Origin of the sequence: Rugamonas fusca (assembly GCF_014042365.1) — a bacterium.
Taxonomy (GTDB): domain Bacteria; phylum Pseudomonadota; class Gammaproteobacteria; order Burkholderiales; family Burkholderiaceae_D; genus Rugamonas; species Rugamonas fusca.
The window spans coordinates 124,009-144,959 of sequence record NZ_JACEZS010000010.1 but is presented as its reverse complement, the minus strand read 5'-3'; the positions used below and the strand labels follow the sequence as shown (position 1 = coordinate 144,959).

Below are 20,951 nucleotides of genomic sequence, written 5' to 3'. Positions count from 1 at the left end.
TCAACAACCATGAAAGCCGCGCATGTCCCTGTCCCGTCCCGCCCGTATCGCCCTGACTGTCGCCGCCGTGGCCCTCGCCGTGCCGGCGCTGGCCGTGGCCGTGCTGCTCAACGTGGACTGGAACAGCGCCCGGCCCTGGCTGGACGCGCGCGTGGGCGAGGCGCTGGGCCGCCCGTTCGCCATCCGCGGCGACCTGCGGCTGACGTGGGAACGCCAGGGCCACACGGCGGCCGACACCAGCTGGCGCGACTACCTGCCCCTGCCCCACCTGGTGGCCAACGATGTCCACCTGGGCAACCCCGCGGCCATGCCGGCGGCCGGCGGCGCGGACGACATGGCCAGCGTGCGCCAGTTCGCGTTCACGCTGGAGCTGCTGCCGCTGCTCGCACACCGCATCGTGATTCCCGTGCTGCGTTTCGACACGCCGGCCGTGGCGCTGCGGCGCGACGCGCAAGGCCACGACAACTGGACCTTCCGGCCAGCCGAGCAGCCGTCGCCCTGGCGCCTGCAATTGCGGCAGGTGGTGTTCTCCAAGGGCACGGTGCACTACACGGACGCGCTGACCAGGGCCGATGCCACCGCCGAGGTCGACACGCTGGCCACCGACCCGCGCTACGGCGTCGCGTGGCGCTTGCGCGGCCAGTGGAACGGCCAGCCCGTGCAGGGCGACGGCAAGGCCGGCGCCGTGCTGTCGCTGCAGCAGCAATTGCAACCCTATCCGCTCACGGCCCGCTTGACGGTGGGCGCCACCGACATCCGCGTCACCGGCACCCTGACCAAGCCCACGGAACTGGCCGCGCTCGACCTGCAACTGCAGGTGGCCGGCGCCAGCATGGCGCGGCTGTATGGCCTGACCGGCGTGCTGCTGCCGGAAACGCCAGCCTTCCGCACGGCCGGCCATTTGCGCGCCAGCCTCGGCCCGCACGCCAGCGACTGGCATTACGACCAGTTCACGGGCAAGGTGGGCGCCAGCGACATCGGCGGCGACCTGGCGTTTCGCACCGGCGGCAAGCGGCCGCTACTGACGGGCGCCGTCCATTCCAGCCTGCTGCAGTTTTCCGACCTGGCGCCGCTGATCGGCGCCGACTCCAACGCCAGCAAGCGGGCCCGCGGCGTGGCGCCGGTCCAGCCGGGCGACAAGGTGCTGCCGGTGGAATCGTTCAAGACGGAACGCTGGACCAGCATCGACGCCGACGTGCGCTTCCAGGCCCGGCGCATCGTGCGCGAGCACGAGCTGCCCATCCACAACCTCGACACGGCGTTGCGCCTGCGCGACGGCGTGCTGACGCTGGCGCCGCTGACGTTCGACGTGGCCGGCGGCAAACTCAGTTCCGACATCCGGCTCGACGGCAGCGGCCAGCGCACGCCGCACGCGCTGCAAGGCACGCTCAAGGCCAGCGCCCGCCATCTCCAGCTCCAGCAGTTGTTCCCGGCGCTGGCTGTCAAGGGTACCAGCATGGGCGAGCTGAACGGCGACGCCAGCCTGTCCGCCACCGGCAACTCCGTGGCCAGCCTGCTGGCCACCTCCAATGGCGAGCTGCGCACCGTGATCAACCAGGGCAGCGTGAGCAAGCTGTTGCTGGAGGAGATGGGGCTAAACATCGGCAACGTGGTGCTGGCCAAGCTGTTTGGCGACAAGCAGGTCAGGCTCAACTGCATGCTGACGGACTTTGGCGTCAGCAACGGCCTGATGCATACGCGCCAGTTCGTGGTCGACACCGAGGACGCCACCGTCAACGTCAGCGGCACCATCAGCCTGGCGCAGGAAAAGCTGGACTTGACGCTCAAGCCCGACAGCAAGGGCTTGCGCGTGTTCTCGCTGCGCGCCCCCATCTACGTGCGCGGCACCTTCAAGCAACCCGACGTGAGCGTGGACAAGGGCGTGCTGGCGCTGCGCGCCGGCGGCGCGCTGGCGCTGGCGATCGTGGCGCCGGTGGCCGCCATCCTGCCGCTGGTCAACGCCGGCCCCGGCGGCACGGCCGTCAGCGGCTGCGCGCCGCTGCTGGCGCAAGCGCGCCACTGACTGCCCCTATGTGTGCTGGCGTACCGACTGCCGGCCCGATCCGCCGTAGCCTGCAACCATCATCACAGGCGGGCGCCCGCCCGCTGCAAGGAGAACATCATGGCTAGCACAGTGAAACTGATCGCCACCACGGCGATGCTGATCGGCACGGTGGGCCTGGGCGCCTGCTCGGGCATGTCCACGCGCGACCGCAACACGGCCGTGGGGGCCGGCGTGGGCGCCGTGGCCGGCTCGGTCCTGACCAATGGCAGCTCGGTCGGCACGGTGGGCGGGGCCGCCGTCGGCGGCGTGATCGGCAACCAGATCGACAAGCGACATTAAGGGCCGGCCGCACGCCACGATTTGCGCCCCGTATGTACGCTGACGCACAGAAGCGGGACTGGCAACGGAGGAAAATCGCTGCATTCTGATAGCGGCATGCAAGCCGCCACCCATCCACCCAGGAAGCGTCATGCACATACACGAAGCCTCGGCCCGGCAGGTCACCCATCCCATTCTTATCGTCGCCGCCGTGGCCGTCGTGCTGTTCTGCAGTGTCGGCACGGCCGCCATCCTGGGCTGGCTGCCGTCGTCCTCGGGCAGCGGCTACCAGCCCGTGCCGGCCATCCAGCACCCCGCGCCGGCCGTCCCGCCGCCGGGGGCGCCTGCCCCTCTGGCCCAGCCCAGCACCGATCCCATGCTGGCCCAGTCAGCGGCCCAGCCGGTGACGCTGGCGGCGACCCAGCCGCCGGCGCCCGCTGCGCCGCCAGCCGCCCCGCCCGCCGCCTCTGCGCCAACGTCGGCCGCCGCGCCGGCGCCGCACTGCCGCAACTGCGGCGTGATCGCCGCCATCCACGAAGTGCACACGCGCGGCCAGGGCAGCGGCCTGGGCGCGGCCGGCGGCGCCGTGCTGGGCGGCCTGCTGGGCAACCAGGTGGGCGGCGGCCATGGCCGCCAGCTGGCCACCATCGCCGGCGCCGTCGGCGGCGCGGTGGCGGGCAACCAGATCGAAGGCAACATGAAGTCCACCAGCAGCTACAACGTCGTGGTGCGCATGGACGATGGCCGCACCCGCAACGTGCACCTGGCATCGGCCGGCAACTGGCGCGCCGGCGAGCCGGTGCGCATTGTCAACGGCACGCTGCGCGCGGAACGCTGACGGGCTGACGCGCCCGCGCGCGTGTACGGCACCGTACAGACCACGTGCGGTGCCAAGGGGAGAATCCTAGTCATACAGGGCACGGCCGGCGACAGGGCCGCGCCATCCAGCGCGCCGGCTTGCGCCGGGCGCTCACCCAACGCGAAGGACTCCATCATGCTCTATACCATTGCCGTCATCCTGCTCGTCCTCTGGCTGCTGGGCGTCGTCAGTTCCTACACCATCGGCGGCTTCATCCACATCCTGCTGGTGGTCGCCATCGTCATGGTGCTGCTGCGCCTGATCAGCGGACGGGGTGTCTGATCCTTCCTCCAGGCGCGCAACGATGACCTTGCGCGCCGCTCGCCTCGCCGCCCCGTTGGGTATATGCTGCCAGTTCCGTCACCCACTGGAGCCGCCATGTCCCGCCTGCCCGCCATCCTGCTGGTCCTCGCTGCCGCCCACGCGGGCGCGCAAACCATCCGCCCCGGCCAGTGGGAACTCAGCAGCAAAATGAAGAGCGCCAATCCGGAAGTGGACCAGGCCATGTCGGCGGCGCTGCAACAGCTAAACAACCTGCCGCCCGCCCAGCGCCAGCAAATGGAGCAGATGATGGCCCAGAATGGCGCCACCATGCCGCGCCTGTCGGGCGACGGCGGGGTGGCCATGCGCGCCTGCATCACGCCCGAGATGGCGGCCCGCCATGAACTGCCCACCGGCCAGCAAGGGCAATGCAGCAGCCATACGCAGCAAGTGAGCGGTGGCATGAACGTCACCTTCAGCTGCGCCAACCCGCCCTCGAGCGGCCAGGGACAGGTGCGCTTTCAAGGCGACACGGCATTCACCATGCACATGAACGTGACCACCAGCGCGCGCGGCGCGCCGGAACAGATGGCGGTGGACACCACGGGACGCTGGCTGGCCCCCGCCTGCGCGCAGCCGCAGCCCTGACCACGGCCACGGCGCCACCCTGTATCAGACCCGATCCGCCTTACAGCCCCCTGACGGAAGGCTGGGTTGTGACGCGTCCGGCAACAAAAACAGAAATTAATTTTCGCGGCCATTGCACGCTCGGCTTGCTGGTTTATAGTGCAAAAAAAATTACACGAGACAACTATAAAGAAAGGCCGACGAACCATGCAACGCCCATCCGCACAAGCCCTCTACGACAGCAAGCGCGGCACCGCCGGCGACGCCCTGCGCCTGCTGCGCGACGGTGACACCATCATCGTCCCGTCCGGTGTCGGGGAGCCGCCCACCCTGCTCACGGCCCTGTCCAAGCGGCGCCGCCAGTTCCGCGACGTCAAGGTGGCGCAAATCCTGGCCATGCGCAAATATGCCTACTTCGATCCCGAGACGGTCGAGCACGTACGCCACGTGGCCCTGTTCTTCGGCGGCGCCTCGCGCGCGGCCGGCCAGGCCGGCTGGGCCGATTTCGTGCCCGCCTATTTCTCCGAGTTGCCCAGCCTGATCGAACGGGGCCAGATCGCCGCCGACGTGGTGTTCGCCATGGCCTCACCCATGGACGAGCACGGTTTCTTCTCGCTCAGCCTGGGCGCCGACTACACGATGGCGGCCGTGGCCAAGGCCCGCGTCATCATGCTGGAGGTCAATCCCAACGTGCCATTCGCCCATGGCCAGTGCCACGTGCACGTGTCGCAAGTGGCGGCCGTGGTGGAAAGCAGCGAGCCCGTGATGGAAGTGGGCTTGCCCAAGATCGGGCCGGTGCAGGAAGCGATCGGCAAATACGTGGCCGACATGATCGATGACGGCTCCACGCTGCAGATCGGCTACGGCGGCATTCCGGACGCCGTCGTGATGCAACTGACCAACAAGAACGACCTGGGCATCCACACGGAAATGATCGGCGACGGCATCATGACGCTGGTGGAAGCGGGCGCCGTCACCAACCGCCGCAAGACCTTCTTGCCGGGCAAGATGGTGGCCACCTTCGCGCTCGGCTCCAAGCGCCTGTACGACTTCATGCACCACAACGCCATGTTGGAGATGCATCCGGTCAATTTCACCAACGATCCCTACATCGCCGGCCAGAACGACAAGCTGATCAGCATTAACGCCAGCCTGCAGGTCGATTTCCTGGGCCAGTGCGGTTCCGAGAGCATGGGCCATATGCCCTACTCGGGCACGGGCGGCCAGGCCGACTTCGTGCGCGCCGCCAACCGCTCGCGCGGCGGCAAGTCCTTCATCGTGCTGCCATCGACGGCCAAGGATGGCACCATCTCGCGCATCATGCCCACGCTCACGGCCGGCACCCACGTCACCACCAGCAAGAACGACGTGAATTACGTGGTCACCGAGTACGGCGTGGCGCAACTGCGCGGCAAGTCCGCCAGGCAGCGCGCCGAGGCCTTGATCGCCATCGCCCACCCGGACTTCCGCGCCGAGCTGCGGGCCGCCGCCGGCAAGATGCAGCTCGGCTGACCCGGTGCGGGAGCGCGCGGGCGGCCATGTACGCCAGCGCACGGAAGCCGCAGGGCAAACACGCTAAGCTGATGTTTTCACCTGTGCGGCCCGGCCGCTTCCCCGCATGCGCGCCCTTCTCCCCTGCCTCGCCGCCCCGCGCGGCGCGCGCGCCACGCAATGCACGTGGCAGGGAGGCGTGCGCTTGCTGGCGCTCGTACTGCTGTGCACGACCGTGGGCAGTTGCGCGACCTTGCCCGACGTCCAGCAATTGGGCAGCACGCTGTCGCCGGCCGCCACGCCCAGCGTCAGCGGCGCCCACGGCCCGCTCAGCGACGAACGCACGCTGACCTTGCTGCGCAAGCGCTGGCCCAACAACACGCTGGACATGCGCACCGCCGCCGCGCTGGAAGAAGTGGCCACCGGCGTCCCCCTGATCGCCGGCAACAAGTGCACGCTGCTGTACGACGGCCCGCAGACCATGGCCGCCATGTCGGCCGCGATCGCCGCCGCCACCGACCACATCAACCTCGAAACCTACATCTTCGACCAGGACGCGCTGGGCCGCCAGTTCGCCGACCAGCTGATCGAGCGCCAGCGCCACGGCATCACCGTCAACATCCTGTACGACAGCGTGGGCACGCTGGACGTGCCGCAGGCGTTCTTCGAGCGCATGCGCGCGGCCGGCATTCACCTGGTGGCGTTCAATCCCGTCAACCCGGCGCGGCTGCGCGGCGACGACTGGCGCATCAACCACCGCGACCACCGCAAGTTGCTGATCGTCGATGGCAAGGTGGCGTTCACGGGGGGCCTGAACATCAGCGGCACCTATGCGCGCAGCTCGCTGTTCCGCTCGCACAACCCGCCGGCCAGCGCCGGGCAACTGGGCTGGCGCGATACGGAAGTGATGATCGAAGGCCCGGCCGTGGCCGCCTTCCAGTGGGTGTTCCTGCGCACCTGGGCCGGCCAGGACGCGGCCGACCTGCCCGATGCCCATTACTTCCCGCCGCCGGCGCGGGCCGGCGACAAGATCGTGCGTGTGCTGGCCAGCGACCCCGGCGGCCAGTTCGAAATCTACAAGGCCTACAGCCTGGCGATCCAGCAGGCGCGCCGCAGCATCCACCTGACCTCCGCCTATTTCGTGCCGGACCCGCAGACCGTGGCCGCGCTGACGGCGGCGGCCCGGCGCGGGGTGGACGTGCGCATCGTGGTGCCCGGCAAATCGGACCTGGGGCTGGTGTTCTACGCGGGCCGGTCCAGCTACGATGACTTGCTCGCCGCCGGCGTCCACCTGCACGCCATGAAGCTAGCCATGCTGCACGCCAAGACGGCCGTCATCGACGGCAACTGGTCCACTGTGGGCTCGACCAATATCGACACCCGCAGCTTCCTGCACAACAGCGAACTGAACGTGGTGGTGCTGGGCGACAGCTTCGGCGCGGAAATGGAGAGCGCGTTCCGCGAGGACTTGCGCGACTCGATCGAGATCACGCCCCAGGCCTGGCGCGCGCGCCCGCTCGGCGAGCGCCTGCGCGAGTGGCTGGCGCGCATCATGGCCTACTGGTTGTGAGCACAGACAGCAGAGAACGGCGCGTTGGCGAAAAAACCACAGTTTTGGCACTTTACTGAATATTTGTACAGTACCTGTGGATTCATACAGTAGTTGTGCTATTCTGATGACTCGTTCAACACATCTCCCTTCCAAGGAATTGTCATGACAACACTGAATAGCACGTTTGGTTCCCGTTTTGGTCTGCAATACGCACCGATGTCGTTCCTGCTCCGCATGGGCAAGCGCGAAATGCTGGTGTGCCGTGACTTCCGCAAGCGCTACTACGCCGTCAACCCCGTGATCGAGCTCGACACGGGAGTCGAAGCAGGCCACCTGGAAGTGCTGCTGCTGCGCCGCTGGCTGCTGATCCTGTCGAAAGCGCACTGATGCATGCCGGGGCCGGGGAGCCGTTCGCGCTGACCGCGAACGGCTCCGCGCTCACTGCCGGGTTCCCCTCTGTGCTCGCTTGCGTGCTCAAACGCTGTGATCGGGTTTGGCGGCCGCCCCGCGGCTTTCGAACACGTCCGCCTCGTACCACAGGGTCACGAACAGCACCATGACGACCGGACCGATGAACAGGCCAACCAGGCCCATTGTTTCCACGCCGCCCAGGATACCGAACAGCACGGCCAGGAATGGCAGCCGCGTCGCATTGCCTATCATGCCGGGACGCACAAAATGGTCGGCCACGAACAGCACCACGCCGCCCCACGCGGCCACGCCGATGGCGGCCGGCACACTGCCCTGCACGGCCAGCACGACGGCTGCGCTGACGAAGGCCAGCGGCGCGCCAAACGGAATGATGGCCAGGATGCCCGTCACGGCCGCCCACAGCGCCGGCGAGGCCAGGCCGGCCAGCGCGTAGCCAACGCCGATCAGCACGCCCTCGGCCAGGCCCACCAGCACCAGGCCATTGACGGTGGCACGAATGGCGGTCGGTATCTTGGCCGCGTAGCGGGCCCAGCGCTGCTCGCTGAAGCAGTGGCTGCCGATGGCCGTGATCTGGCGCGTCAACGCCATGCCATCCTTGTAGAAAAAGAACAGGCACAGCAACGCCAGGCCAAAATCGACGAGGCGGTGGAAAAAGCCCGCGCCCATGCTCTTGAGCATGTCGCCAGCCGTGTGGAAGCTGCCCAAGCCACTGCCGGACAACAGGTGGGCCAGTCCATGCGGCTGGCTCAGCGTGGCCAGCCACCAGTCGGCGATGGCTTCGCCGACGAGCGGCAAGCCATGCAGGAACACCGGCACGGCGATGCCATCCGTATTGGCGCCCGCGATAAAGGCGGCCAGCTGCGGCGCCTGGCGCGCGGCCTGGGTCAGCGCCAGCAGCACGGGCAGCACGAACACGCCGGCGCACGCCAGCGTCAACAGCGCCGCCGACAGGATGGTGCGATTGCCCAGCCGCGCCAACAAGCGCCGGTACAAGGGCCAGGTGGCCACGCACAGGATGCCGGCCCACACCAGCGGCAGGAAAAAGCGCTGCAGCACGAAAGCGGCCAGGCCGATCAGGGTCAGGGAAAAGCCGGCACTCAAGAGGTCGCGCTGGGAATCGGTCATGGATGCGTCTCCGGATAAGATTGAACGAATGGTAAGGGCATTTGCGCCCGGCGCAAGCACGCGGCGACAAATTTTTTCCTCGCTTCAACCTGCCAGCAGCCGCTCGCACTGCTCCCGCAGGAAGTCGCGCAAATGCAGCACGGCCGGCGTCACCTGGCTGCGGTGCATGCACACCATGGTCAGCGGCGCCGCCTCGCAGGCGAATTCCGGCAGCAATGGTTCCAGCCGGCCGCTGCGGATATCGGCGATCACGTCCAGCTGCGACTTGCAGGCGATGCCCATGCCCGCCACCGCCCAGCGCCGTACCACGTCCGCGTCGTCGGCGCTGCGGTCGCCGCCCACCACCACGGTCACCGGCGCGGCGCCATGCGGGCCGTGGAAGGTCCAGCGGTCATGGATCACGCCATCGATGGCAAAGCGCAGGCAGTTGTGCTCGCGCAGCGCCGCTGGCGTGGCCGGCCGGCCATGGCGGCGCAGGTAGTCGGGCGCGGCGATCAGCACGCGCCGGTTGTGCGGCGCCAGCGGCAGCGCCACCAGGCTCGAATCGTCCAGCTGGCCATAGCGTATCGCCAGGTCCACCGGCTGGCGGTACAGGTCGGAGACCCGATCGCCCACGCTCAGCTGCAGCACGATGCGCGGATATTGCTGCTGGAACGTATCGAGCCAGCCCAGCACGATATTGCGGCCGATGTCCGACGGCAGCGCGATTTTCAGCGTCCCGGCGACATCGTCCCGGCCCTGGATCAACGCTTCATGGCCTTCCTTGAGCAGGCGCAGCGCCTCGCGCGCGTGCGCGAGGTAGTGCTCGCCCTGCTCCGTCAGCCGCAGGGAACGGGTGGTGCGGGCGAACAGGCGCAGCCCCAGCGCCAGTTCCAGCCGCTTGACACCGGCGCTGGCCAGGGCCGGCGAAATCTCCAGTTCACGGGCGGCGGCCGACAGGCTGCCGTGCTCGGCCGTGCGCACGAATACCGTCAAATCATCCAGACGCAGCAATTTTCATCATTCCTTTGAAAGTGTTTCGGCATAGCCCTGCTTTTTCTGCAAGATCAAATAAATGATGATACGCCCATTCCTCAAGTCAACCGGAGTATTTCCATGAAAGCCATCGCCTACCGCCACAACCTGCCCATCACCGACGACGACGCCCTGCTCGACGTCGACCTGCCCGCGCCCCAGGCGCTGGGGCGCGACTTGCTGGTCGAGGTGCGCGCCATTTCCGTCAATCCGGTCGATGTGAAGATCCGCGCCGGCGTCGCGCCGGCGGCCGGTGAAGACAAGGTGATCGGCTGGGATGCGGCCGGCATCGTCAAGGCCGTCGGCCCGGACGTCACCCTGTTCCGTCCTGGCGACGCCGTCTGGTACGCCGGTTCGCTGACCCGCCCCGGCACCAACAGCGAACTGCATCTGGTGGACGAGCGCATCGTCGGCCGCAAGCCCGAACGGCTCGATTTCGCCGAGGCGGCCGCGCTGCCGCTGACGGCCATCACGGCCTGGGAATTGCTGTTCGACCGGCTGGCCGTGCCACGCGGCGCCGGCGCGGCCGGCCAGTCGCTGCTGGTGGTGGGTGCGGCCGGCGGCGTCGGTTCCATCCTCGTGCAACTGGCGCGCCAGTTGACGGGGCTGACCGTGATCGGCACCACGTCGCGTCCGGAAACGGCGCAATGGGTGCGCGCGCTGGGCGCCCACCACGTGCTCGATCACAGCCAGCCGCTGGACCAGGAACTGGCGCGCCTGGGCTTGCCGCCCGTGACCTATGTGGCCAGCTTGAACCAGACGGAACAGCACTGGAACGCCATCGCCGCACTGGTGGCGCCGCAAGGCAAGGTGGCGCTGATCGACGACCCGGCCGCCATCGACGTGCGCCTGCTCAAGCGCAAGAGCGTGTCGCTGCACTGGGAATTCATGTTCACGCGCTCCATGTTCGGCACGCCCGACATGCAGCAACAGCACCAGCTGCTGAACGACGTGGCGCAACTGGTGGACACGGGCCTGATCAAGTCCACGCTGTCCGAGCGCTACGGCAAGATCAACGCGGCCAACCTGAAGCGCGCCCACGCCCTGATCGAAAGCAACCGCGCCATGGGCAAGATCGTGCTGGAAGGGTTCTGACCAAAACAGCGGCCCGCGCTAGCCGCCGGGGCCGGGGCCGCAGGCCGCCAGTTCCTGCGCGCGCAGCGCGCGCAGCCGCGCCAGCACGGCATCGTCATGCGCGCTCAGCTCGGCCTGCAGCACGCCGGCCAGCGCGCACGCGTCGGCGATCGCTTGCAGCAGTTCCTGCTGCCGCCGCCGCAAACGGGCCGACACATACCCCAGTTGCGCGAACATGGTGTCGATCTCCAGGCAGCAGTCGCGCAATTCCAGCAAGGACTTGCTCGTCGATTCCACGGCGTCCGTCAAGCCCTTGTCGAGGTCCAGCATTTCCAGCCGGGTCCTGGCGTCGGACGCCATCTTGCGCACCACCGCCAGCCAGCGGCGAAACTTGCCCGAGATGTGGTGCATGCGCACGATCTTCCTGCGCAGCATGCGGCAGTAATACCAGCACAGCCAGCGCATGGGCAAGCACGCCAGCGCGGGCGGCAGGCCGATGGCGCGCGCGCGCTGTTCCAGCCAGCGCACACTGGCCAGCAAGCGTTCCAGGGAAATGCGGATGGGCACGTTGGACATGGTGCGTGGCTCCGGCGGGCGGCAGTGGATCCACGCCACAGTAGCAAATGCGGGCACGGTGCCGCTGCGCGACGCGCACGGCATTTGACGCACCTTAAGAGATCGCACCGCGAGCGGAAAGCGCAGTGCGCATATGGCCACAAGCGGCGGCCCCGGCTGGCAGGCGGAGAGACGGCCAGCGACGCCCTCCCCGCCTTGCAGCCCGCGAGGCGCTTACTTCGCGCCCGCGCCCTCGCCCTTGCGCAACATGGCCTTAATGCCGCGCAAGCCCTGGCGGATACGGGCTTCGTTCTCGATCAACGCGAAGCGCACATAATCGTCGCCATACTCGCCAAAACCGATGCCGGGCGACACGCACACCTTGGCCTCAGCCAGCAGCAGCTTGGAAAATTCCAGCGAGCCCAGGTGGCGATACGCTTCCGGAATGCGGGCCCAGATGTACATGGACGCCTTCGGCTTGTCGACCGGCCAGCCAGCCTCGTTCAAACCCTTGTGCAACACGTCGCGCCGGCGCTGGTACTGGGCCACGATCTCGCTCACGCAATGCTGGTCGCCTTCGAGCGCGGCGATGGCGGCCACCTGCACCGGCGTGAAGCTGCCGTAATCGTGGTAGCTCTTGATGCGCGCCAGCGCCGCCACCAGTTCCTTGTTACCCACCATGAAGCCGATGCGCCAGCCGGCCATGTTGTAGCTCTTGGACATGGTGAAAAATTCCACCGCCACGTCACGCGCGCCGGGCACCTGCATGATGGACGGCGCCTTCCAGCCATCGAAGGCGATGTCGGCGTAGGCCAGGTCATGCACGACGAGGATGTTGTGCTGGCGCGCCAGCGCCACCACGCGCTCGAAAAATTCCAGTTCCACACACTGGGCCGTGGGGTTGGACGGGAAGCCCAGCACCATCATCTTGGGCTTGGGATAGCTCTCGCGCACGGCCCGTTCCAGCTCGTCGAAAAAGTCCACGCCCGGCGTCATGCGCACGGAACGGATATTGGCGCCCGCGATCACGGCGCCCCAGATGTGGATCGGGTAGCTGGGATTGGGCACCAGCACCGTGTCGCCCCGGTCCAGCGTGGCCAGCATCAGGTGCGCCAGGCCTTCCTTGGAACCGATGGTGACGATCGCTTCCGAATCGGGATCGAAGTCCACGTCGTAGCGCGTCTTGTACCACTTGGTGATGGCGCGCCGCAGCCGCGGTATGCCCTTGGACGCGGAATAGCCATGCGTGTCGGGCCGCTGCGCGGTTTCGACCAGCTTGTTGACGATGTGGGGTGGCGTGGCGCCGTCCGGATTACCCATCGACATGTCGATGATGTCTTCGCCGCGCCGGCGGGCGGCCAGCTTCAGTTCGGCGGTGACGTTGAAAACGTAGGGCGGCAGGCGGTCGATGCGCGCGAAATTGCGCACTGGAGGAGTGGTAGTCATATTGTCTTTACGTAAGCGCCCGGAACCGTCCGAGCGACGTTGGCACGATGCTGTGCCGGCAACCATACTAGCCGAAACAAATGCGCGCTGACAAGTCCCAGCGCGCATGGCGTCGCACGCGCTAGGTGGCGATGGCGAACAGCTCCAGCTTGAGCGACTTGATGTTGATGGGCGCGTAGACGGCGATCGCTTCGGCCTTGAGCATGTTCTCGTACAGCGGGCCCTTGCCTTCGATCGAAAAATAGTAGGTGTTGGGCCGCACCGGCACTTGCGGCGGCACCTGCGGCATGTGCGTCAGTTCCACGCCGGGCAGGGCGAACTGGATGGCGCGCTCCACGTCGTCGGGCGCGCCGGCCTTGAGCAGGCGCGGCACGGCCGCCACCAGTTCCAACGGCGCCATGTCGGCCTGCACGGCCAGGCACAAGGCCGTGTCGCGGCCGACCCGGGCCGCATCGAGCGTGCCCATGTGGTGGGTTGGCTTGTCGGCCTCCACCGCCAGCGCGATGGCGACGTAGCGCGACGAGATCACGGTATCGACCAGGTCGCGGATGATGGCATCGAGGCGCGCGAAGCCGGGCCCGGGGTCCGCATGGTCATAGGCCGGCAGGTCGGCCAGCGCGTATTTCTGCGAGAACGTCAACAGGCCGCCGGCCAGCGTCATCAAGCGCTCGAACAGCGCCTCGGGATGGTGCTGGCCGTAGCGTGCAAAATGGGTGAGGCCGGCGCCGGCCGTGTTAAGCGTGCTCAGCATCCAGAACGACGCGATATCGCCGCTGTGCACTTCGATCACGTTCCTGCTGGACTGGCGGTGACGGCTGTACAGCGCCTCGATCTTCACGCCCAGCTTGCCCAGCAGCCTGTCGACGCGCTGCGCCAGCCACGGCGCGGCCGCCACCGTCACGCTGGGCGGCAGGTAGTCCGGGTCCAGCTCGAAACCGCCGCCGGCCAGCCGCCGCACCCGCGCCACCGGCACGCTGGTGCAATCGGTGAGCGCGTCCAGGTCCGACAACAGCCGCACGTGGGGCTGCAGGTAGCTGACGCCGACGCTGGCGGCGTCCGAATACAGGTCCGGCGTGTCGCGCTCGACGGGCGCATACCGGGCGCCATTGGCCGCGCCGTTGATCACGTTGCTGCCATGGTCCTGGTAGCGCGACAGCGCCGCATGAAAGGTGAAGCTCTGCGTCTCCAGCGGCAAGCCGGACAGGTCCACCGTCAGCGGCAGCGGGCACGACGCGGGCGCCTCGTACAATTCGCCATCGGGGAAGATCAGCGCCAGGGTCTCGGCGGTCAGCCGGTTGTTGGCCAACCCGTCGCTATCCCATTGCAAGGCGCAAACACCCCACAGGTGGGGACGCAGGGCCGCCACCGTGCGTTGCAAACGTGCTTCGTGGTAGCGGTCCAGTTGCTGCAATTGCTGCGGCCCCAGGGGCAAGCCTTCGGACCACAACACTTTGGGTGGCAGGCGCATGTCGCTCTCCGGCTGGAAATTCATGTCCTGCCAGCATGCAGCGGCCAGCGTGGGCGGTGTTGATGCAACGCAGAAACTGTTCTCGCCCGATAATTCCACATGGAAACGCACTTTCCCATGAGGAAAAATGATGGGATAATCATGCTTGCGGTAACGGCCACTTTCCGGCGCCGTTCGCCCCTTGTTTCACACGCCGAGACCGGCGTCGCACCGAACGCCATGGATAGCGCAGCAATCACACAAGAGTTTCTCGATCAACAACTGAAGGCTTGCGGTTGGCACATCGCGGCCACGCTGGGCCTGGGCTTGCTGGCCGTGCCGCTGGCCATCTACGGCCAGGACAGCCTGGAGGCGGCGCGCCCCATCTTCCCTATCATCGACCAGAATTACGGCAGCTGGCAGGCCGGCTACCTGCTGGCCCTGCTCGTGCTGGGCCTGGTGTGGGCGGCCGCCATGCGGCAAAAGATCAACCACTTCCAGACCGGCCTGCACAACCTGCGCACCCAGCGCCGCATCGACGAACACCGGCAATTGCGCGCGCGGCAGGCCGAGGAAGCCCGCCAGGCGCGCGCGGCGGCACGGGCCGAACAGGCGGCCCAGCCGCTGTTCCGGCACGGCGGGCGCAGCGGCAAGTTCGACTACTGAAACGCCCGGCTCAGGGCGTGCTCAGGTTCGCGTGCGTTTTTTCGCGATCGAAGGTGAGGAACTTCAACACCACGTTCGTCACGTTGCGGTCGTAGTTCGAGCGCGCCGTCCGCTCCTCCTCGAACCAGCGCCGTTGTTCGCCCGCCGTGGCCGGGGTGCGCCCAGCGTAGGGCGACACGAACGGCGTCAGCACGTCGGAGCGGAACGTTTCGCTGTTAAATTCCGCCCGCAACTGGGTGCACAGCCGGTAGTCGGACTTGATGCTGATGTGGTAGCGCGGTGATTTCTTGATGCCGATGCCGCCGGGCGCATCGGCAATGAATCCCTTCTCCACCGCTTCGGTAATCTGTTTCTGCTCCAGCTCGCTGCGTGCGGACCAGATCCCGTCGGGAATCTGGACATAGCACTTGTCCCTGAGACCGCCAATCTGTATGAAATGCGCCATGCGTTTCTCCTTGTGCCGCCCGCGAGCGGCCGGTGGATGTGAGAGGAAAAGACGAACTGCGATTGCTGACCAGCTATTGCCAATGGAATACGTGAATTGCCTGTCAAATTATAAAGCCGGCGGCCGGCCTGACCTTGCAGGCAATGCCATCGGGCGCAGCGGTATGGCGCAAGTGTTGTTTTTTTTTGAAGCAACTATGCGGTTCGCCGCACGGTGGTGTCGCCGTGCAGCGCGAACGGCACCGCCCTCGCCCAGCGGTTCGACGACAGCGAAAACGTCAGCGCGCGCACCTGGTGATACCAGCCGGCCGGCACGTACAGCATGTCGCCGGGTTCGACGATGCACTCGATCATGGTGGCCTGGCGCGCCAGCGGAAAACGCTCGAAGTCGGGCGCCTCGGGGTCGAACGGGGAACCGAACAGGATGGCGTTCGCTTCCTTGGGATACAGGAAGGCCTCGTGGTGCGGCGGTGACAGGAAGATGCGCTTGGTGCCCCAGACCTGGGCGAAGATGTTGTCATCATAATCGCAATGGAGCGGCGTCACGGTGCCGGCCGGGCCCACCCAGAAACGGGGCGGTCCCATCTTGTCGAAATACGTGGGCCAGTGGCACAGGCGGTTCAACTCGCGCAGTTCCAGGTTGCCCAGATAGGGCGGCAAGGCATCCGTGCCGGCCGCCACCAGGTCCAGGTAGGCCAGCATGGTCATATCGCGCATGGCCCGGTCCGGCGCGAAGGCCGTGTTGATGTAGTCGCCCACGCGCGCGCGCACGGGCACGTGGCCGTAGCGCTCGCGCAGGATGGACGGCGGCAGGCTGGTCAGGGGCCAGCGGTTGACGATGCCGCTGAGCATGAACGGCAAGCCCAGTTCGGCCTGCACCCGGAACGCGGCTGCGTCCAGCGGCCCCAGGCGCGGCACGGCGGCGATGGCGGGCAGGTCGCGCGCGGCGCGCTGGATGGCGTCGCGCATGGCCTGGATCGAGGTCACGCCGCGCACTTGCGCATCACGTTCCTCCAGCGCCTGCTTCCTGGCGATGGCGTCCTCGGGCGAAGTGGCGATGAACGCCGACCTGGGGGGCGGCAGGCGCCGCGTCACTACATGGTTTTCCTTGGACATAAACCTTCGCTATCTTCTCGTTGCTTTCCCGTATCGCGCATGCCTGGGCACGGGCTGGGCGAAAGTATACATGGGCCAGTACGCCAACGAACCCGTCCGGACTATCCATGCGAGCAAAAAAAAACCCACCGGCAAGGGTGGGTTAAATCCAATTCTTGGAGGAGTTGGAGGAGACAGGTGCAGTATGCTGCAATACAGCATATTCGTCTAATTTTAAATTGTAATTAGTTGTATCACGGATGTGAATGTCATGCAGCACGCCCGGCCCGATCCTGTTTCCACTGGCGGCGCTCGCCGCGCCAACCATTGAGCCGCCTCAGGAGGTTCAGCGTCAGAAGGAAACATATGATCCTGTTGACCACCGTATCATCTTATTGCTGGCACGGATGGCGAAATTAAACAAAAATGTGTAAAGGACGTTGCTTGATTACGCATTTTTGCTTAATTTATGGGTGTCAGCACAGTGACAGAGGGTGCTGTGAAACAGAGCGAGTTTGTGAGATGGCTAAGCCTGTGCGGTGGGACTTTCAAGGAAAAAGCTGTCATGGGGGGGGCGCCACAAACTAGACTTGCCCCCTCCCCGATCTTTTCCGTCGCGATGCTACTTTGAGGAGTTGATATGCGGTATCCCGCGCTTTTTGCCCCCGCCGCAGAGGGCGGTTATGTCGTCACATTCCGCGATATTCCGGAGGCCATTACCCAAGGCGACGATGACGACGAAGCCATGGAAATGGCCGAGGATGTCCTGGTCTCGGCGATGGATTTCTATTTCGAGGACAAGCGGCCTGTTCCGCCGCCGTCGCGCCCAGAGCCACGTGAACGGATGGTGGCGCTCCCGGCAAGCGTTGCCGCCAAGGTCCTGCTGCTCAATGAGATGCTGGCCCAGAAGGTGGGACCGTCTGAACTGGCCCGACGGCTTAGAACCTCGCCACAGGTCGTCAATCGTTTGATTGAGTTGCAGCATGCAACGAAAATCGACAAGGTTGAGGAGGCGCTGGGGTGTCTGGGACGTCGGCTGGAGATGCGGGTGGTTTGAATGCTGGCTGGGTTTCATCGCTGAACGATGATTAGCTGGGGACGCGCGCCCTCGGCGCGCGAGGCCGGGCGCACAGCGCCCAGCAGTCGGGCGATTCGGGGCGGGATGGCCCTGCAGGGCCATGCCCTTCGAATCTCACACGGGGAGCGCGCAGGCGCTCCCCTCGCTTCCGCCAGGAAATAAAAAACCGCCTTGCGGCGGTTTCTTTATTTCCTGGCGGAAGCGGTGTCCGCCGCCAATGCGAAACAGTGACTATTAAACAACATCATCCAGTCTCAATTTTTCTTACCACAAGAGGGAGAAGGCCCTACGCTGGCCATTTTCTTGTCTCAGCCAGTATCAATCGTTCATATTCTGTATTAGTATTTATGGCGGGTAGGATGGCGGGTCATGAAAATTGGACTTCCTGGGAGATCACGTATGCCACGTATTGCGGAAGAACTCGGGCCGCTTCAAGTTAAGCGCCTGACGACGCCAGGCTACCATGCCGTCGGACATGTTGCAGGGCTGATGCTTCAGATTTCCAAGTCTGGCACACGATCATGGGTACTGCGGGTTCAGGTCGGGGTTAAGCGACGGGAAATCGGATTGGGCGCCTACCCCGGCGTCACGCTGGCGATGGCTCATGAAAAGGCGCAGGCCGTCCGCGACAAAATAAGCGCGGGCATTGATCCTGTCGTGGAAAGACTTGAGGCGAGGGAATCTATCCGGGAGCAACAGCAAGCGGCAAAAGCGCTCGCCTGGACGTTCCGCAGATGTGCTGAAGCCTATATTGACGCGAAGAAATCGGGCTGGCGCAACGAGAAGCATGGGAAGCAATGGATTAACACTTTGGAAACCTACGCTTTCCCGATCCTTGGTGAAATGCCGGTCGGGACCATCAAGCTGGAGCATGTACTGGCTGTGGTGGAACCGCATTGGGTGACGATCAACGAAACCATCAACCGGGTAAGGAATCGTATAGAGCTGGTGCTGGACTGGGCCACGGTGCACCGATATCGAAGTGGTGATAACCCGGCGCGTTGGAAGGGGAACTTGGACAAGTTACTTGCGGCGCGGTCAGTCGTCGCGCCCGTCGTTAGCCATCGTGCTGTGCCGGCACGGAGCATGTTCGAGTTCATGCGGCACCTACGCCAGATACAAACCACAGGGGCGCGCTGCCTGGAATTCGTCATCTTGACGGCCTGCCGATCCGGTGAGGCCCGCTTGGCGATTTGGGATGAAATTGATTTACAGCGGCGGGTGTGGACAATTCCGGCCAACCGAATGAAGGCCATGCGTGGACAGCGCGTGCCGCTTTCTCCGCCAGTCGTCGCACTGTTGGAAAATTTGCCGCGAATAGTGGACGAGCCACTTATCTTCCCTGGGAGGAAATTTGCTACACCACTGTCCGACATGACGCTGACCAAGATCATCAGGGATATGGGCGTAGATGCAGTACCGCATGGGTTCAGGGCGACATTTTCTAGTTGGGTGGCCTCGTCTACTGCCTACCCCATGGAAGTACGGGAAATGGCGCTGGCCCACGCCGTCGGCAACGACACCGTCACGGCCTACCAGCGTGACGACTTGTTTAAGAAACGGCGCCTACTGATGAGAGACTGGGCGGCCTTTGTTGAAACCGAACCAGTGCGAGAAGAACATGACCTTCATGAAAACGACGACCTATAGGTAACGATGGACAATGAAAAAAGTATCCCAAAAAGAATATGAATTAATGCGCAAAAGGAACGTGCTGAACGGCGATGAGAAAATCTATGGTCTAGAAGACTGGCTAATTGACCAGCAGGACCCGGACAACTGGCTAGTAATACCTGAGTTCAACGTTGCGCCGCTCTCTGTTGCCTTTCAGGGCTTCGCTTTCTCGATTGTAGATCCTGGAATGGAGAATTTTGAAACTGCCGATTCGATACGGTACATGCTGACCGCAGCACGCATGAAAATCCGAACCATCTTTTCAACCCGCAAGGAGTTAATGCAACAGTTATCTGAAGCGTATGACCGCGATTTTAATGCCTGCTCGACCACCCAACAATTGGCATTCACCTACTTCCATTTTGAACGCGCCCTCGAAGATGCAGTTAAAGCCCACCAGCTCCAGGCTGATGCAGCCGCGCAGGACATACACGACATGAACACCGGGCTGGCTGTCGCCCGCAAAGTACTGAACCGGCTGATCGACATGGTGGATGAAACCGACGACCCGCGTGACCTCAAGGTTGTGGTCGAGGCGAACCGCGCCGCCATCGATACCATCCGGAAAATCCGCTCCTTAGATGCAGAAGCTCCTGCGGCCCATGCCACGGTATCGATTGATGTCAGCGATGGCTTCGCCGAACTGCGTGCCGCTTTTGAAAAGCGCCTGGGAAAGTCTGTCTCCGGCTAAATCCTCGCATCGCCTCGACATGGCAACCTGTACTTGAAATCGGACGGAGCAGAATTTGACGGGCCTAAGTGCCGCCGGCTACGCGGGCACCGTGGTCGATGGCAGTGTTACTTTACCTACCTTTGACTTCATAGGCGGGATTGACGACCAGTACCTACTACATTACTTGATCTTGCAGGCCCGCGCTAAGAACGGCGCCGCATCAGGTTGCAGCGTGGCGTTACGACCGTTCGCGCTGAACGCCTAACTGGAACCAGAGCTGACCCTGGCCGACACCTTGTTTACGAGCGAACCGGGCACCAGGACCGCCGTGTTGCCGCCCCTGGCCCCTGCTGGCAGCATTGAGCCGCAACCTGGCTACATCCTTCTGCAACTGGCGCTCGAAGCTATCAGCTTTGCCGACAACGCGGCCGCTGGCGTACTGGCCCCACCAAAATTCACGCTCGGCGCCAGCCACTTCCAGAACAACACACTGGCCGGCGATGGCACGCCACTACTGCTCACCGTGAGCGGTGCCATCGTTTCCGACATCAAGCTACTTTTGCACACTGTCGCGGGCCATTTCCGCCTCGGTCACGGTGACAGAAGCGTTGAACGCTCCCGCTACCTGGCCGCCCCAACGCGGGGTCATCATAGCCGCAAGTTGGGCACTTTCCTGATCCTGGCTGCTGGCCGCTTTCACCACCTGGGCGGCAGCGATACGAGTTCCAACGTTGGTATTGGCCGCCTTGGCGGCTTCAACCACGCTAGTGGGGGCCTCAGGGCGTAACCCGCCTTATCGCTGGCCGTGGCGCTCTCGACCACATCTGCATATCTCGCCGTGATGGCGTCCTGCGCGCCCATGGCCGTGTTGAATTCCGCCAGCTCCGGGTCGAGGTCAACCGTCTGGCTGCTGGTGTCGCTGGCCGTGGCCGCTTCCAGCACGTCGGCAAACGATTCCTTGGCGCTGTCACCCTGGTCTACGGCCAGGACGACTTCGGTCACGCTGGCCACCGTCGCCACGCCGGCATCTACCGTATCGGTCGCCGTCACGGCCTCGGCCATCACGTCAATGTAGGACGGGATGGCATCTTAGGTATCCGCCGCCTCGGTCGAAA

The 20,951-nt window shown here is 65.1% G+C and carries 21 protein-coding genes; 14 read left to right on the top strand and 7 right to left on the bottom strand.

The window, feature by feature from the left end; genetic code table 11:
• Positions 1-22 precede the first annotated feature (22 nt).
• From H3H36_RS13400 to H3H36_RS13365, 8 genes are all read left to right on the top strand, one after another.
• A complete protein-coding gene (locus tag H3H36_RS13400) occupies positions 23-2,023 on the top strand; it encodes an AsmA family protein (protein WP_182218328.1) in 2,001 nt (666 codons plus the stop codon).
• 99 nt (positions 2,024-2,122) lie between these two features.
• Positions 2,123-2,344, top strand: a complete 222-nt coding sequence (locus H3H36_RS13395) for a YMGG-like glycine zipper-containing protein (protein WP_182218327.1) — start codon at positions 2,123-2,125, stop codon at positions 2,342-2,344.
• Between the two features lie 130 nt (positions 2,345-2,474).
• Positions 2,475-3,161, top strand: a complete 687-nt coding sequence (locus tag H3H36_RS13390; protein WP_182218326.1) for a glycine zipper 2TM domain-containing protein — start codon at positions 2,475-2,477, stop codon at positions 3,159-3,161.
• Positions 3,162-3,317: 156 nt separating this feature from the next.
• The gene (locus H3H36_RS13385; protein ID WP_182160100.1) at positions 3,318-3,464 is read left to right on the top strand and encodes a lmo0937 family membrane protein; all 147 of its coding nucleotides are present in this window, start codon (positions 3,318-3,320) and stop codon (positions 3,462-3,464) included.
• A gap of 96 nt (positions 3,465-3,560) precedes the next feature.
• A complete protein-coding gene (locus H3H36_RS13380) occupies positions 3,561-4,091 on the top strand; it encodes a DUF3617 domain-containing protein (RefSeq protein WP_182218325.1) in 531 nt (176 codons plus the stop codon).
• 186 nt (positions 4,092-4,277) lie between these two features.
• The gene (locus H3H36_RS13375) at positions 4,278-5,582 is read left to right on the top strand and encodes an acetyl-CoA hydrolase/transferase family protein (protein ID WP_182218323.1); all 1,305 of its coding nucleotides are present in this window, start codon (positions 4,278-4,280) and stop codon (positions 5,580-5,582) included.
• A gap of 184 nt (positions 5,583-5,766) precedes the next feature.
• Positions 5,767-7,131 carry a cardiolipin synthase gene (gene cls / locus H3H36_RS13370; RefSeq protein ID WP_229219897.1) on the top strand — a complete coding sequence of 455 codons (1,365 nt, stop codon included), beginning with the start codon at positions 5,767-5,769 and terminating at the stop codon, positions 7,129-7,131.
• 144 nt (positions 7,132-7,275) lie between these two features.
• Positions 7,276-7,500: a hypothetical protein gene (locus H3H36_RS13365; RefSeq protein ID WP_182218321.1), complete on the top strand. Its 225-nt coding sequence runs from the start codon at positions 7,276-7,278 to the stop codon at positions 7,498-7,500.
• An 87-nt stretch (positions 7,501-7,587) separates the two neighbouring features.
• On the opposite strand, the gene H3H36_RS13360 is transcribed toward H3H36_RS13365, so the two are convergent.
• The gene (locus H3H36_RS13360) at positions 7,588-8,670 is read right to left on the bottom strand and encodes an AI-2E family transporter (RefSeq protein ID WP_182218320.1); all 1,083 of its coding nucleotides are present in this window, start codon (positions 8,668-8,670) and stop codon (positions 7,588-7,590) included.
• A gap of 84 nt (positions 8,671-8,754) precedes the next feature.
• Positions 8,755-9,663 (bottom strand): LysR family transcriptional regulator, encoded by a 909-nt coding sequence (locus H3H36_RS13355; RefSeq protein ID WP_182218319.1) that lies wholly within the window; start codon positions 9,661-9,663, stop codon positions 8,755-8,757.
• Positions 9,664-9,765: 102 nt separating this feature from the next.
• On the opposite strand from H3H36_RS13355, the gene H3H36_RS13350 reads away from it, so the two are divergent.
• On the top strand, positions 9,766-10,779 hold the full coding sequence (locus H3H36_RS13350; RefSeq protein WP_182218316.1) for a zinc-binding alcohol dehydrogenase family protein: 1,014 nt from the start codon (positions 9,766-9,768) through the stop codon (positions 10,777-10,779).
• Positions 10,780-10,797: 18 nt separating this feature from the next.
• Here H3H36_RS13350 and H3H36_RS13345 read toward each other — a convergent pair whose 3' ends face one another.
• From H3H36_RS13345 to tssK, 3 genes are all read right to left on the bottom strand, one after another.
• Complete coding sequence (locus H3H36_RS13345; protein WP_182218314.1) at positions 10,798-11,334, bottom strand: hypothetical protein; 537 nt, start codon at positions 11,332-11,334, stop codon at positions 10,798-10,800.
• Positions 11,335-11,547: 213 nt separating this feature from the next.
• A complete protein-coding gene (alaC, locus tag H3H36_RS13340) occupies positions 11,548-12,759 on the bottom strand; it encodes an alanine transaminase (RefSeq protein ID WP_182218312.1) in 1,212 nt (403 codons plus the stop codon).
• 121 nt (positions 12,760-12,880) lie between these two features.
• Complete coding sequence (gene tssK, locus H3H36_RS13335) at positions 12,881-14,227, bottom strand: type VI secretion system baseplate subunit TssK (RefSeq protein ID WP_182218310.1); 1,347 nt, start codon at positions 14,225-14,227, stop codon at positions 12,881-12,883.
• A 219-nt stretch (positions 14,228-14,446) separates the two neighbouring features.
• On the opposite strand from tssK, the gene H3H36_RS13330 reads away from it, so the two are divergent.
• Positions 14,447-14,872, top strand: coding sequence for a hypothetical protein (locus H3H36_RS13330; protein ID WP_182218307.1), 426 nt, complete (start codon positions 14,447-14,449; stop codon positions 14,870-14,872).
• 10 nt (positions 14,873-14,882) lie between these two features.
• Here H3H36_RS13330 and H3H36_RS13325 read toward each other — a convergent pair whose 3' ends face one another.
• Both H3H36_RS13325 and H3H36_RS13320 read right to left on the bottom strand, forming a co-directional pair.
• Positions 14,883-15,317, bottom strand: a complete 435-nt coding sequence (locus H3H36_RS13325) for a hypothetical protein (protein WP_182218304.1) — start codon at positions 15,315-15,317, stop codon at positions 14,883-14,885.
• Positions 15,318-15,511: 194 nt separating this feature from the next.
• Positions 15,512-16,432: a cupin-like domain-containing protein gene (locus H3H36_RS13320; RefSeq protein ID WP_182218301.1), complete on the bottom strand. Its 921-nt coding sequence runs from the start codon at positions 16,430-16,432 to the stop codon at positions 15,512-15,514.
• Positions 16,433-17,051: 619 nt separating this feature from the next.
• Between H3H36_RS13320 and H3H36_RS13315 the strand changes: the two genes are divergently transcribed.
• The 4 genes from H3H36_RS13315 (at position 17,052) to H3H36_RS13300 (ending at position 20,623) form a co-directional block, all read left to right on the top strand.
• Complete coding sequence (locus H3H36_RS13315; protein WP_182218298.1) at positions 17,052-17,468, top strand: type II toxin-antitoxin system HicB family antitoxin; 417 nt, start codon at positions 17,052-17,054, stop codon at positions 17,466-17,468.
• A gap of 420 nt (positions 17,469-17,888) precedes the next feature.
• Complete coding sequence (locus H3H36_RS13310) at positions 17,889-19,139, top strand: tyrosine-type recombinase/integrase (RefSeq protein WP_182218295.1); 1,251 nt, start codon at positions 17,889-17,891, stop codon at positions 19,137-19,139.
• 13 nt (positions 19,140-19,152) lie between these two features.
• The gene (locus H3H36_RS13305; RefSeq protein ID WP_182218293.1) at positions 19,153-19,854 is read left to right on the top strand and encodes a hypothetical protein; all 702 of its coding nucleotides are present in this window, start codon (positions 19,153-19,155) and stop codon (positions 19,852-19,854) included.
• A 277-nt stretch (positions 19,855-20,131) separates the two neighbouring features.
• Entirely contained in the window at positions 20,132-20,623 is a 492-nt protein-coding gene (locus tag H3H36_RS13300) for a hypothetical protein (RefSeq protein WP_182218290.1), read from the top strand.
• Positions 20,624-20,951: the final 328 nt, after the last annotated feature.

Coding starts and splice junctions, on each gene's coding strand:
- H3H36_RS13400 (WP_182218328.1), top strand. CDS start 23: ATGTCCCTGTCCCGTCCCGCCCGTATCGCCCTGACTGTCGCCGCCGTG.
- H3H36_RS13395 (WP_182218327.1), top strand. CDS start 2,123: ATGGCTAGCACAGTGAAACTGATCGCCACCACGGCGATGCTGATCGGC.
- H3H36_RS13390 (WP_182218326.1), top strand. CDS start 2,475: ATGCACATACACGAAGCCTCGGCCCGGCAGGTCACCCATCCCATTCTT.
- H3H36_RS13385 (WP_182160100.1), top strand. CDS start 3,318: ATGCTCTATACCATTGCCGTCATCCTGCTCGTCCTCTGGCTGCTGGGC.
- H3H36_RS13380 (WP_182218325.1), top strand. CDS start 3,561: ATGTCCCGCCTGCCCGCCATCCTGCTGGTCCTCGCTGCCGCCCACGCG.
- H3H36_RS13375 (WP_182218323.1), top strand. CDS start 4,278: ATGCAACGCCCATCCGCACAAGCCCTCTACGACAGCAAGCGCGGCACC.
- H3H36_RS13365 (WP_182218321.1), top strand. CDS start 7,276: ATGACAACACTGAATAGCACGTTTGGTTCCCGTTTTGGTCTGCAATAC.
- H3H36_RS13360 (WP_182218320.1), bottom strand. CDS start 8,670: ATGACCGATTCCCAGCGCGACCTCTTGAGTGCCGGCTTTTCCCTGACC.
- H3H36_RS13350 (WP_182218316.1), top strand. CDS start 9,766: ATGAAAGCCATCGCCTACCGCCACAACCTGCCCATCACCGACGACGAC.
- H3H36_RS13345 (WP_182218314.1), bottom strand. CDS start 11,334: ATGTCCAACGTGCCCATCCGCATTTCCCTGGAACGCTTGCTGGCCAGT.
- alaC (WP_182218312.1), bottom strand. CDS start 12,759: ATGACTACCACTCCTCCAGTGCGCAATTTCGCGCGCATCGACCGCCTG.
- tssK (WP_182218310.1), bottom strand. CDS start 14,227: ATGCGCCTGCCACCCAAAGTGTTGTGGTCCGAAGGCTTGCCCCTGGGG.
- H3H36_RS13330 (WP_182218307.1), top strand. CDS start 14,447: ATGGATAGCGCAGCAATCACACAAGAGTTTCTCGATCAACAACTGAAG.
- H3H36_RS13325 (WP_182218304.1), bottom strand. CDS start 15,317: ATGGCGCATTTCATACAGATTGGCGGTCTCAGGGACAAGTGCTATGTC.
- H3H36_RS13320 (WP_182218301.1), bottom strand. CDS start 16,432: ATGTCCAAGGAAAACCATGTAGTGACGCGGCGCCTGCCGCCCCCCAGG.
- H3H36_RS13315 (WP_182218298.1), top strand. CDS start 17,052: ATGCGGTATCCCGCGCTTTTTGCCCCCGCCGCAGAGGGCGGTTATGTC.
- H3H36_RS13310 (WP_182218295.1), top strand. CDS start 17,889: ATGCCACGTATTGCGGAAGAACTCGGGCCGCTTCAAGTTAAGCGCCTG.
- H3H36_RS13305 (WP_182218293.1), top strand. CDS start 19,153: ATGAAAAAAGTATCCCAAAAAGAATATGAATTAATGCGCAAAAGGAAC.